The 12,879-nt window shown below is 54.2% G+C and carries 9 protein-coding genes; 2 read left to right on the top strand and 7 right to left on the bottom strand.

Translation table 11 applies throughout. The features are described 5' to 3' along the window. Nucleotides 1-88: 88 nt before the first annotated feature. Entirely contained in the window at nucleotides 89-901 is an 813-nt protein-coding gene (locus tag GCU45_RS31220) for a helix-turn-helix domain-containing protein (RefSeq protein WP_145134158.1), read from the bottom strand. Between the two features lie 137 nt (nucleotides 902-1,038). Between GCU45_RS31220 and GCU45_RS31215 the strand changes: the two genes are divergently transcribed. Continuing rightward, the gene (locus tag GCU45_RS31215) at nucleotides 1,039-3,009 is read left to right on the top strand and encodes a glycoside hydrolase family 127 protein (protein WP_244364751.1); all 1,971 of its coding nucleotides are present in this window, start codon (nucleotides 1,039-1,041) and stop codon (nucleotides 3,007-3,009) included. A gap of 111 nt (nucleotides 3,010-3,120) precedes the next feature. Here the strand turns inward: GCU45_RS31215 and GCU45_RS31210 are convergent, their stop codons facing one another. The 3 genes from GCU45_RS31210 to GCU45_RS31200 form a co-directional block, all read right to left on the bottom strand. Continuing rightward, nucleotides 3,121-3,612: an SRPBCC family protein gene (locus tag GCU45_RS31210; RefSeq protein WP_152403834.1), complete on the bottom strand. Its 492-nt coding sequence runs from the start codon at nucleotides 3,610-3,612 to the stop codon at nucleotides 3,121-3,123. A gap of 4 nt (nucleotides 3,613-3,616) precedes the next feature. Beyond that, nucleotides 3,617-3,973 carry an ArsR/SmtB family transcription factor gene (locus GCU45_RS31205; RefSeq protein WP_076166780.1) on the bottom strand — a complete coding sequence of 119 codons (357 nt, stop codon included), beginning with the start codon at nucleotides 3,971-3,973 and terminating at the stop codon, nucleotides 3,617-3,619. A gap of 323 nt (nucleotides 3,974-4,296) precedes the next feature. Beyond that, the gene (locus GCU45_RS31200; protein ID WP_152403830.1) at nucleotides 4,297-5,187 is read right to left on the bottom strand and encodes a LysR family transcriptional regulator; all 891 of its coding nucleotides are present in this window, start codon (nucleotides 5,185-5,187) and stop codon (nucleotides 4,297-4,299) included. 151 nt (nucleotides 5,188-5,338) lie between these two features. Here GCU45_RS31200 and GCU45_RS31195 point away from each other — a divergent pair, with 151 nt between their 5' ends. After that, nucleotides 5,339-6,562, top strand: coding sequence for an MFS transporter (locus GCU45_RS31195; RefSeq protein WP_244364750.1), 1,224 nt, complete (start codon nucleotides 5,339-5,341; stop codon nucleotides 6,560-6,562). A 113-nt stretch (nucleotides 6,563-6,675) separates the two neighbouring features. Here GCU45_RS31195 and GCU45_RS31190 read toward each other — a convergent pair whose 3' ends face one another. From GCU45_RS31190 to GCU45_RS31180, 3 genes are all read right to left on the bottom strand, one after another. Then, nucleotides 6,676-7,956, bottom strand: coding sequence for a hypothetical protein (locus GCU45_RS31190; protein WP_152403829.1), 1,281 nt, complete (start codon nucleotides 7,954-7,956; stop codon nucleotides 6,676-6,678). 120 nt (nucleotides 7,957-8,076) lie between these two features. After that, complete coding sequence (locus GCU45_RS31185) at nucleotides 8,077-9,351, bottom strand: hypothetical protein (protein ID WP_152403826.1); 1,275 nt, start codon at nucleotides 9,349-9,351, stop codon at nucleotides 8,077-8,079. Between the two features lie 240 nt (nucleotides 9,352-9,591). Then, nucleotides 9,592-12,876, bottom strand: a complete 3,285-nt coding sequence (locus GCU45_RS31180) for an OmpL47-type beta-barrel domain-containing protein (RefSeq protein ID WP_152403824.1) — start codon at nucleotides 12,874-12,876, stop codon at nucleotides 9,592-9,594. Nucleotides 12,877-12,879: the final 3 nt, after the last annotated feature.

Raw genomic sequence — 12,879 nt, 5'->3', positions numbered from 1 at the left:
GTGTTACCCAAAAAAACAGAGTCCGGAAGAATCAATTTCCCCGCGAAGCCCTATTTGACGGCATCCAGGGGACCGATGTCATCGATCCCTACGTCTTGTTCAGACGTGTTGCCGAAAACGCCTGGCGGTACTCCGTCGGTGTAACGCCGGACAGACGCTTGAACCATTTAATAAACTGCTTGTCGTCTTCGATGCCGACCCTGTCTGCAATTTCCTTGATATGCAGCTTGCTCGACACAAGCAGCTCCCTTGCCGCTTCCAGCCGGATCCGGTGAATATAATCCCTGAGGCCGGTACCGAATCTCTGCTTGAACATCCGCGACAAATAGTTGCGGTTATACCCCATGTGCATCGCGACCCGGTCGACGGACATATGCCTCTCGAGGGCATGCAGCCGGGTCCATTCCAGCAGCTCCGACAGCCGGGGGTCCATCGCTTCGGATGCGCCCGCATCCTGCAGCTGCTCTGCCAATTCAATCAGCAGCGACGTCAGAAAATAGTCCCCCGCCTGCTTCAGCCGGTATCCCCCGCTCGCCGCGTGCAGAAGCTGCCTGGCCAAAATGTGAACGCGGCTCGGTTCCGGGCAGTGTGCATAATGAGGTATGGCCCCGTCCGGCTCTCCGCCCGTCTCCGGAGGAAGCAAAAAATGAAACCAGTAAAATGAAACGCCGGGGGAAGACAGCCTGTATCCGCGATGCTTCTCTCCCGGCCGCAGCAGCAGCATGTCCCCCGCCTTCACTTCGTACAGCTGGCCGCCAGCTTCGAGAAAGACCACCCCCGCAACACCGATAATCAGCTCATAATCGGAAATGGTCCGTTCCATATGGGACCAATCCTCATCGCTGACAAATTGTCCACCCATTTGGAGCTTGTAAGGTTGTTGTAGATAAATAGGCAGCATGACAATCCTCCTGCTCGTCTGTAAAAATCAATTTAGTGGGCTAATGACACTTTTTATGCACGTTCCACTACCGACAATCCTTGGCTTGATTCGATATGATAAAGCTGCAGATGATGATGTTAGGAGTGAACGAAAACTTGTCTACCAAAAATGCGCCAACCCATCCACAGCCGCTTGATTTGAAATCCGTCCGCATCACCGACTCCTATTGGTCCAATCATGTGGATCTTATCAAGCATACCGTGATTCCCTACCAGTGGGAAGCCCTGAATGACCGTGTTCCCGATGCTGAACCCAGCCATGCGATCCGCAACTTCCGGATTGCCGCAGGACTCGAGGAAGGAAGCTTTGCCGGATTCGTGTTTCAGGACACCGACCTGTATAAATGGCTGGAAGCGGTCGGGTATTCGCTCGCCCAATCCCCAGACTCCGATCTGGAAAAAGTCGCCGATGAAGCGATCGATCTGATCGGAGCCGCACAGCAGGAAGATGGTTACCTGAACACATACTTTACGATTGACAAGCTCGACCAGCGCTGGACCAATCTGATGGACTGCCACGAAATGTATACGGCCGGACACCTGATCGAAGCAGCGGTCGCCTATTTTTACGGAACAGGCAAAACCAAGCTTCTCGACATTGCGCGCAAGATTGCCGACCATATCGATGACCGTTTTGGGCCGGAAGAAGGCAAAATCCGGGGTTACGACGGTCACCAGGAAATTGAGCTTGCCCTGGTCAAGCTGTACCATGCTACAGGCGAAGTTAGATACCTGAATCTAGCCGGCTTTTTGATCGATGAACGCGGGCAGGAGCCGAATTTCTTTGCGGAGGAATTTGAACGGCGGGGCCGGATTTCGCACTGGGCACCCGGTGTCGTTCAGAAGGGGCCTGTAAATCTTGCCTACCACCAGGCGCATAAGCCGGTGCGGGAACACGAGGTGGCGACAGGCCATGCCGTAAGAGCCGTTTATATGTATACGGCCATGGCCGACCTGGCCCTGCTTAAGGGAGACAACGCTTTGCTGGAAGCCTGCCGCCGCTTGTGGGACAACATTGTGCAAAAGCAAATGTATGTCACAGGCAGTATCGGATCCACGCATCACGGTGAGGCTTTTACGTTTGACTACGACCTGCCGAACGACACAAACTACAGTGAGACCTGCGCATCGATCGGCCTGATCTTTTTTGCCCAGCGGCTGCTTCAGAATGAAGTGAAGGGCGAATACGCCGATGTGATGGAGCGTGCGCTGTATAACACCGTAACCGCAGGAATTGCCGGCGACGGCAAGCATTATTTTTACGTGAACCCGATGGAAGTGTGGCCGGCGGCCAGCGAAGGCAATCCCGGCAAGCGTCACATCAAGCCGGTCCGGCAAAAATGGTACGGCTGCGCCTGCTGCCCGCCAAACGTCTCCCGCCTCTTGTCCTCGCTCGGTCAATACATTTATTCGGCGAGCGACGAGGCACTCTTCGTGCACCTGTATATTGGCAGCCAGATCAGCCACCAGGCGGCCGGCCGCAGCGTTCAGCTGGACATGGAGAGCCGTTTGCCTTGGGATGGCCAGGTTCGCCTGAAAGTGCAGGAAGCGGATGGCGCGGGTGACTTCACGATCGCACTTCGTCTTCCCGGATGGTCTGCTGCAAGCGCGATCCGCGTGAATGGCCAGCCTGCCCAGTACGAGCTGCGTGACGGCTATGCCTATATTCGCCGGGACTGGCAGGCCGGTGACGTAGTTGAGCTTGAGCTCGATATGCAGCCGCGGCGGATCTACGCCCACCCGAACCTGCGCGCAAGCAGCGGAAAAGTCGCGCTGCAGCGCGGCCCGCTCGTCTACTGCCTGGAGGAGACCGACAATGGAGCCCCGCTCGCTTCTCTAAGTCTGCCGGCAGATGCCGAGCTGCAGGTCGTCACGGACGAATGGCGCGGCGGCGTCGCCGTAATCGAGGCGGATGGCCTTCGCACTGGCACGCCGGCGGAAGCGCCGAACGATCTCTACAGCACGGTGCGGCCGCAGCTGGAACAGCAGCGCCTCCGGGCCGTCCCATATACGCTATGGGGCAACCGGGAGCCTGGCGAAATGACGGTTTGGATTCGCGAAAGCTGATGTTCATCAACATGCTGCTAGAAGGCATTGCAGCACAAAAAACGCTCCAGATACGAATCTGGGGCGTTTTTTTCTTCTATATATCGTTTCCTGAATGTGTGAAAAACATAGTTAAGCCAAACTTGCGGCAAGTTTGTCGAGAGACTGGTTCATGCCCGTAACCGCGTTGTCGGCCATTGGACCCGGACTCCAGTTGGACTCTATAATGATCAGCTCGGTTTGATCGCCCTTCGAGATGAAATCAATGACGAAATCGACCACAGCCGGGAAGTCCTCCGGCATGCCGACATCGGAAGGCTTAACTGCATTTCCTTCCGCATCGGCCAGAATCTGCGTAAATTCAAGCCGCTGCTGCGGAACGATTCGTTTGTACACTCCCGCGGAGTAATAATCCTGCCCGCCGAAGGATTCCGGCGCGCGCATGCAGAACAGATAGCTTCCCCCTTCGCGAAGATCGATCTTGCACGAAGGCGAGCTGAAATGGGCAGGCCCCCACCATTTCATGACCAGGCTCGGATCCGTCCAGGCATCCCATACCAAATCGACCGGATAATCAAACACACGGGTAATGACGAGCTCCTGCTTGCTGGCATGATGATTCATTTATTCATTCTCCTTTATTTTCATGATTCGCCTGATTGGCTTTTCGTTTGGCCATCTCTTCAGCGAGGACGCGGTCCATGGCATTGAGCCTTCCATCCCACTGCTGCCGGATGGCTTGTGCCCAATGCTCGAGTTCTTTGACCGGATCGATGTTCAATGAGTAGATGCGCTGCTGTGCCCTTTTCTCAACCCGGACGAGCTGTGTTTCCCGAAGGATTTTCAGATGCTGCGAAATGGCCTGTGGACTTACATCAAAACGTTCGTAGATCTGTGTGGCGGATAGTTCGGGATTCCCGGCCAGCAATTCGAGGATGCCGCGACGTGTTGGATCTGCCAGTGCGGAAAACGTATCATTTGCCATAAGATGAAGCTGTCTCCCCTCCCTCTTCTCGAATCCGCGTTGCGGCGGTCTGCCTCTGTGTTGAGCGAAGCTTCGTTTGTTCATGTAGTTATCTGGGCTGTTAAGTTGGTGAACGCAAGGATCATCAGGTAAAAAATGGTTCAGCTCTCTCTGTTGTTATAATAAACCATTTTCTTAATAAAGTAAATACTTAAATAAAAAATTGAGCTTCGCTAATCCCATTCTTGTTTCCTTGAAAACGGGTCATTCGATAAGAGAAAAAGCCTGGATATCCAGGCTTTCAATCTGCGTACCTTGTAGTTATTTGTCAGAATAAGTGCATTCTACAGTTCGCCTTGGCCACGAAAATACTCGATAATAAATGAGCGAAACAGGTCGGCGGAAGGAGGAAGCTTCCGGTCCTCGACCCAGGCCAGTCCAATTTCCCTCCGGCAGTAAGGCTCCGTCACGCGCAGCCGCTTGACCTTTCCATGTTCAATACCCGAAAAAGCCGGGATGATCGTAACTCCAAGTCCTGCGGAGACAAGCCCTGCGGCCGTCATAATATCATCGCCCTCAAACCGGATGTTCGGCTCAAAACCGGCTTCACCGCAAAACCGTTCCATCAGCGTCCGGACGCCATAACCCGGCTTAAAGGATATAAACGGTTCGCCCGCTACCTCTTCCAGCCGGATCGATTCACGCTTTGCAAGCCGGTGATCCGCAGGCACGTAGACGTACATTTCTTCCTCAACGAGCTTGTGCCAGACGACACCGGGCTCTGCGCCGAATGGACCGATAATGCACAGGTCCACCTCGCTTCGCAGCAATTGCGGCAGAATAACCGTCGTCGGGTTTTGATACAGCGCGAATTCAACGTCCGGATATTTGCGGTTGAAGCTTGCGATGACATCCGGCAGCATGTGAACGCCAAATGACATCAAAAATGCAATCGAGACCTTGCCAGCAAACGGATCGTGGAACTGCCGGATCTCTTCGATCCCATCCTCAATCTCCTGCATAGCCCGCTCTACCCTAGCCAAAAACAGCTTTCCCGTTTCATTCAGCTGAACGGATCGGCCATGCCGGTCAAACAGCTGTACCCCAAGCTCTTTTTCCAGCTTCGTCATCGACCGGCTTAGCGCCGGCTGGGAAATAGCCAGCTGCTCCGCCGATTTGATGAAATGCTCCAGCCTGGCCACGACGCGGAAATACTCCAGCTGCTGCCATTCCATGGTTGCCTGCCCTCTTTTCAAGCTCTCATAACCGAGAGGTATTAATTTGATAATTTTAATTCATTATACAACATAAGCGAACCAGGCGTATACTTAGGGACGTCACCGAATGAGAAGAGTTTACAGAACTTAATAAAGAGAGGCGTTTGCCGTGCAGTACATTCAAATCGGTACCCGTGCCTATTTCCGGGTACTGGTCAGCATGCTGTTGGGCAGTCTGGTCACCTTTGCGATCCTGTACAGCCCGCAGCCTTTGATCGGCACGTTTGCGAAGGAATTCCACGTATCTCCTTCCAGTGCCAGCTTCATCATTTCTTTCTCAACGATTACATTAGCGGTTACCATGCTGTTTGTCTCCCTGCTGTCCAATGCCTGGGGGCGCAGAGGCGTCATGAGCGTGTCGCTGTTTGTTACATCCGTGCTGGCTATGGCGTCTTCGTTCAGCACAAACTTTCATCTGCTGCTGGCCGCAAGGCTGCTCGAAGGCGTCAGCCTTGCGGGCTTTCCGGCCATCGCCATGACTTATCTCAACGAGGAGATCGAACCGCGCAGCATCGGGCAGGTCATGGGATTCTATGTGGCAGGCACTGCGGTAGGCGGTTTTGCAGGAAGGGTTATCATCAGTCTGATCACCGATTTTTTCAATTGGCATATTGCGATGTTTGTCCTAGGCTTGGTCAGCCTTCTATGCAGTCTGATGTTTTGGCTCTACCTGCCCAAATCAAACCACTTCAAACCGGTCAGCATTTCGCTGCACCACTGGGCCGACGGCTTCCGGAACGGATTTGCAAACACCCGGCTCCTGTGCCTGTACCTGATCGGTTTTCTGCTGCTCGGCGCGTACGTTACGCTGTTTAACTATATCGACTTCCCGCTGTCCCAGCCGCCTTATGAGCTGAGTCAAACGTTGATCGGATGCCTGTTCGTCTTCCAGCTGATCGGCTCCTGGTCCTCCGTCTGGTTCGGTAAGCTGGCCGACCGTTATTCGCGTGCCGGCTTGATTGCCAGCGGCCTGGGCATGCTTCTTGTCGGTGCCCTGCTCATGCTGGCGGGCAACGTGGTCTTTATGATCGCAGGCATGATTCTGTTCGCATGCGGCTTCTTCGCGGGACACACCGTTGCCAGCGGCTGGGTGGGCAAAGCGGCACCGATGCGCTATAAAGCTTACGCTTCATCCCTTTACCTGCTCTTCTACTACACGGGGTCCAGTCTGGTGGGCTGGTCCGGCGGCTTCTTCTTGTCTGGCTTCGGCTGGAACGGGGTGATCGGGATGATCATTGCGTTAATTGTGATCACCGCGCTGCTGCTTCTGTACGTAAGCTGGTCTTCCCGGCAGGAGCGGCACGGCAGCGAAGCCAAACCAACTGCCCTGTAATGAAACCAACTGTTTTGTAATCAGACCCAACCGATTGTAATGAAAACGGCATGCCTCCCATGTAGACACCATGGGAGGGCATGCCGTTTTTTTATGAAAGGCCGCGATCTTGCTTACAGATTCCAATTCATCCCCTGAACCGGCAGGCCGATCCGTTTCAAGACATTAGATCCAACATAGAGCCGGTCACCGATCATCATGCTGTCAGCAGCCGTGACCGTCTCGGTTCCTCCCGGACCTTTTAGGGTAAAAGAACTGCTGTTTACCTTCCCAGCCACCTTCTGCTGTATCACTTCCAGACCTGTCTGCTCCATCAGTTCCCGTACAGGAATCATCGTGCGTCCGTATTGAATAAAGGCAAAACTGAGATATACCACCTTGCCGCCAATAGTGGCTCTTGCAGTGATCTGATCACGAATTTGAATGGGTGTCACAGGCAAGTTTTGTGGTTGTAGATCGGCAGGGGGCTTGGTCGATGCGTTTGGCCGAGGCGCAGCGTCTTCCTTTTCCGACAAAAGACGGTTAAATTCCTGCCAATCATCTTCCGTTGCCGGACGTATTTTTCCATCGGCCAACGTAATCACTGCGATTGGGCGGCCCGGCTTGTTATAGTTGACGAGCAGACGCCCGCTAGGTGGATCATAATAATCGAGGCTTGCGTAGACCAAGTGCTTCATGAGCCCCGAAACAGGATCATAAATCAATAACTCATTCATTTTAGCCGTGTTACTGTACTGTTGAACGAGAACCTTACCATTCGGCACCGGGTAATATAGCGGCCGATGCCAGGTACGTCCAACCTCGCGGACCACGCCATCCTCTGTTCGTTGGAGCAGAATGTACTCGGATGAATGCCAATAGCCATTGGTATCCTGCCGAGTGTAGTAATTTTTCATGTAATGTAGCCCGTAACGGTTGTCGTCACTGCCCATCCAATAAACCCCTGTGTTTGCTACTTCGTTGGATGGATTGTATAACGTGGAGAAGAGTTCGCTGAGTCCCTCGCCAAACCCGTATCTCCATAATTTGATCGCACCCAGTTCATAATCCCAATTGACAGATAACCCCTCTTCCAGTGAATGCCATTGACCATCTGCATCCTGATATATCGTTCGTTCGTATGAACGCTCCTCATCAAAAGTATGCGCATTGTAATAAGAACGTCCTGTCGACTTATCAAAAAATATAGGATAGAACTCCCATGTGAACGTTTCTTTCGACTGCTTCTTGGTTGGCTGATCTGCGCTCGCCGGCAGTTTCTCGATTGTCTGATATTTATCCTGAGCCGCAGGTGCCTCCTCTGCCTGTACGCTGGGGCTTGGCACCACCGCCGTACCCGCCGCAGTCAGCAGCGCTGCAAACAACAAGGCCTTCCGTTTGTGCTTCTTGTTCACCGTTGATTTCTCCTTTCACTATGTAATTCCTAGTTTTTCGGTTCGAGTAACCATTAGATGGATCTATCATCAATCCCTTCTTTCAAAGATGAGCCAATCTCCAATTCCGCCCTCATCTAATTAGGGATTCCAATTCACCCCCTGCACCGGCAGGCCAATCCGCTTCAAGATATCAGAGCCAATAAAGAGCTGGCTGCCGATCATCATAGGGTCAGTCGGCGTTAAACTTACGCTCCCCCCAGGTCCTTTCAAGGTAAAAGATGTGCCCCCCGCTTTTCCAGACACCTTCGTTTGCTTAACCTCCAGCCCTGTCTGCTCCGCCAATTCGCGAACGGGGAACAGAGTCCGGCCGTTTTGGACAAAAGCAAAGGATAAATTCACCGCACGACCGCCAATCGCAGCTCGGACCAAGATTTGATCTTGAGATTGGACCGATGTCACCGGCAAATCCTGTGGCTGCAAATCAGCTGAAGGCGCAGTGGCAGGGTCCGGCCACGGAAGGTGGCGGACTTCAGCCAAGCTAATGCTGCTAAACGCTTTCCAATCCTGTTCCGTCGCCGGGCGCTGCTTACCGTCGGCTAGCGTATACACGATGCTTGGATTTCCCGTTTTATTGAGGGTGATGAGAAGCCGCCCCCCTTTTGCGTCATAGTATTCTGGTCGGCCATATGCCAGGTGCTTCTTCTTCCCCGTTTCGGTGTTGATGATCAGTATTTCATCCGGATTATGGGGAGCGCTGTACTGAACCGCAAGCGCATTTCCGTCCGGCATCGCCTTAAAACGCAAACGGTTAGGCACACGCTCGATCTCGCGGATCACTCCGGAATGGGTTCGAAGGAGCAGGCTGAAATCGGAAGCAGTATACTCCTTTCCCTGCGCGTCCTTCCGCTTGTAATAGTTTTTTACGTAACGAAATCCATGCTGGAGGTCCGAGCCGCCTGCAAAATATACCCCTCTCGTCGCAGTCTCCTTTGATGGGTCATATACGGTCGAGTAGAGTCCTTCCATAGGATCGCCGTATTTCGTCCTGTCCACGACCGGTGTTTCCAAAGTGTAGTCCCGATGTATCGTTACGCCTTCTGCAAACGCATGCCACTCCCCCTTCGGATCCACATAGATGGTGCGACTGCTCATTTGGTCGGAGGAGGCGGAGTAGTAGGAATAACCGGTTGCCTGATCGTAAAACGAAGGGCTAAATTTCCATTTGATTGCCGCCTTCTGGGCAGGTACCTGCGCCGCCTGTCCAGTTGAGGATGGGTTCTGAATGCTCAGAACCTTAGCCGGAACTGCTAAATCCTCTGCCGCCACAAACGGGCTGGGTATCACCGTGGCTCCCAAAATCGTCAGCATCACGGCAGACCGTGCTACGGTGCCAAAGTGGTGCTTTTTATTCATAACTATTTCATCTCCCTGCCCCTTGTATCAAATAAGTATCCTCTTTGTCCGGTTTTCGATCCGGATCGAACTACATGTTAAACGCTTTTTCGTTTGGGAAAGTTGCCGATTTTTGCAAACACTGGTAACCTCGCCGGTTCTAAAGATCCGGAATCGTCCAGAAAAAGAAAAGGAGCCTGCGCTTGCTCGCAGACTCCTCATTTGACGACGCTTAACACGACTGTTCATTTCGATATCCTTCTATTTCAGCGTTTTCACCCACTTCAGCAGGACCGCTGCCTGATCCGCCGTCAGCTTATTGCCGCTTTGGGCGGTAACCTCCTGCTCGAACGCGGACAGCTGACCCTGCACCGCTTGAGCCTGATCACGTCCGGCCGAAGCCTTGGCCGCCAGCAGCTTCGCGTTCAGCGACTGAGCAAAGTCGGCATCCGCAGGCAGGAACGAACGCACAAGCGTGCCCAGACTGTCGTACGTTGCCGTAACCCCGAATGAAAAATCCTTGGTGCTTTCATTGCCTGCGGCATCTTTAGCCGAAGCCGTGATCACATTGGTGCCAGGCTCCAGCTCATATGCGGGCCGGTCTGTCCCGATGCACGGTTCCGATGCGACACCGGATAAGCTGTCGGACGCCGCACACTGAATGGACACCTTCTGATCTACCGTATAGGCTGCTTCCCCGGTAAACGTGATTTCAGGCGCCGTTTTATCGATCTTGACCGTAAGCTCCCGCGCATCCTCCTTGTTGCCGGCCTGGTCCTCGGCCGAATAGGTCACCGTGGTGACTCCTTCGGCAGTCACGTTGAAGGACGCGGTTGCTCCTTCTACTCGAACCGGTTCAAGCGAACCCGCTCCGCTGGCAGCATAGGTTATGGCGGCCACGCCGCTGCCCTCGTCCTCCGCCTGGATTTGCACGGATGCGTCACGGTTCAGCCAGCCGCTCTCGCCTGCAGCGGGCGATACCTCGGCCGCAGACACAGGCGCTGCCTGATCCGCCGGTTCAGGCGTCCCTTCAACGGACAGGGAGAAGTCGTCATAATATGCCGACGCCATGTTGTAGCGGCTGACCACTGCGATCAAGCGGGCGTAGGCCGCATTGTCGGGAGCCATGGCGTTTAGCGTCACGGTCTGCCACTGGGCCAGCCGGCTCTCGTCCAGATGGATCTCCTGCGTTGCCAGCGTCTGATTGCTGCTGTCAAAGAAGCGCAGCATCGTTCCCGGCTGTCCCGATTCGATATACACCTGGACTTTGGACGTGTATTTCTTGCCCGGTTCAACGGTGATCTTATCGCTTTGCAAGGCGACGGATCCCGTACGGGTATTATCTTTCAGCTTCAGGCTGGCACTGCCGGAGGAGCTCCGGTCCGTGCTGACCGCGTAGCTCAAATCGGAACCGGTGGCAAACAAGGACGTCCAACCGGGGATCGCAGTGCCATTCACGGCATCCTCAAATCCTGGATTTTTAACCGGAAGCGGAATGCCAGGTGGCTGTTCGACAATTTCCCCATCGACCTCAATCCGGTACATGATCGTATTCGTGGCATTGTCCGTAAAGTAGATGTTGCCGTCCTTGCCGAGCTCGAACCGGGCGGCATTGGTGATCGTGCGCGATTCCAGCGTTTGCGGATCAATGACCGTCAGTTTGTTGTTGAATAAAACGTACATAAGGCCGTCTTCCGACCAGCGGATCGTGTGATGAGCCCACTGCGTATAGCTAACGCCAGACTGCACCTTTTTGCTCTTTACAACCTGATACGTATTTGGATCCAGTGCAAACACGTATTCATACGCCGCGCCCCAGATCAGTCCGTCCGGACCTACGCTCAAATCCCCGATGAAGACCGGTTTATCGAGTCCGGCAATCCGCAGCGGGAATTCCGTGATCTTCTGCTCGGTCTGGGTGTCCCATACGAATATTTTCGCTTCATCCGCCGATGGCTCCGAGCCCAATCCCCCGCGAATCGTCGTCGATCCGAACAATTTGCCGTCTTTATAGGCAAGGCTCAGGACGCTTTGATCCTGCACGACGTTGCGGTGAACGCGGCTGTCCCCCGTAGCGGGATCATATACCGTAACCGATCCGCCAAGGGTACCGTAACCCGGGATGGTCGCGATATAGAGCTTGCCGCCTCCCGATGTCATATTCACCAGGCGTTCCTGCCCATTTTCCAGGACGAACGTCTTCTTCGGGTTTTCTGTCCCCGGCGGCTTGGTCATGTCGTATTCGAACAGCGCTCCTTCAGGATAGACGCCCATATACATTTTATCGCCGAGCGGATATACACTGTCCGCCTGACCAATGGAGAATGCCGAGGAAGTCAGGGTATTCGGGTCGATAATCGAACCCCGGCTCGTTTGTACCCCGGTGACGAACAGATTCCCGTCCGGAGCGGACTGGATCCGGTTCACCACGCCAGGCAATCCCGGAACGACGGATGGCATCAGGTGCACTTGCTTGGTCTCGATGTTCATGATCGCCACTCCGCCGTCATAGCGGACGGTAACCAGGTTTTTACCCGGGAGGTCGGGGTTGTTCGGAAACTCTACCCAATCGGCTCCCCGGAATCCGCTATTATACTCCATTCCTGTTTCGCTGACTTCATGCGTGGCAAGATCGAAGGTCTTCAATTTTTTGTCGGACATAAAATAAATTTTGCCGTCCAAGGAATCGGTCTCGTGCAGTCCGGTCACGTTGTCCAGCACCGTATCGAGCCAGGAACCGGTTTGTGTATCATAGATGTACGCCGGACCCGGCACACCACTGCCATCCGTATAACGGGCGAACAGGTAGCGGTTGTCGATAGTGTCCAAATCGTATACCGTATCGTCCCCTTCCGGAACATTCAGTGACGCGGCAATGTCCGTCTTCTCGCCGGTCTCCAGGTTAACGCGGACAATCTGATGATGCGCCGTTCCCGCATAAATGTTACCGCCCTGATATGCGATGGAGCGGACATATTCTTGGGCAATGTTACCGATCACGCGGCCATAGTCCTTGGTTTGGCCGGTGGCTGGATCGTACTGAATCACCTTGCCTCCAGGATACGTACCGACGTATACCCGGCCCGCCTCATCCGTTGTGATACAGATCGGCCATGATTCGCCCGCAAAGGAGGCGGCCTGTTCCACGGTATGCGTCACCGGAGAATATTTCCACAACCTGGCCCCGCTGCCGTCGGCCGCGACGTACAGCGTGCCGTCCGGCGCAACCGTATGCGCCCATGAGCTCTCCGAGGGCGGGATCGGAATGCTGCGCAGCAGCTTGTAATCCTCCAGGTCAATGACATTCAGTTGGCCCGGTTTCCCTTTAGACACGGTATACATGACCGGCCGTCCCTCTTCATAGCCTACGGTCCCGTTAAAAATCGAAACGGTGTAGTTCAGCGGCGGCAGCAGCTCTTCCGGGCTGCCATACACTTTCTGCGACAGACGGCTGTCTTCCGCCTTTGCCGTGCCGCTGCCTCCCAATCCAGTCCAGCCTGTTAACAGTACAACACATGCCAATAGTGCAAACCATGACTTCCGCATTCA

The sequence above is a fragment of the Paenibacillus cellulositrophicus genome (assembly GCF_009363095.1).
GTDB lineage: Bacteria > Bacillota > Bacilli > Paenibacillales > Paenibacillaceae > Paenibacillus_AQ > Paenibacillus_AQ favisporus.
The sequence above is the reverse complement of the archived record's forward strand: the minus strand, read 5'-3'. Positions and strand labels throughout refer to the sequence as shown.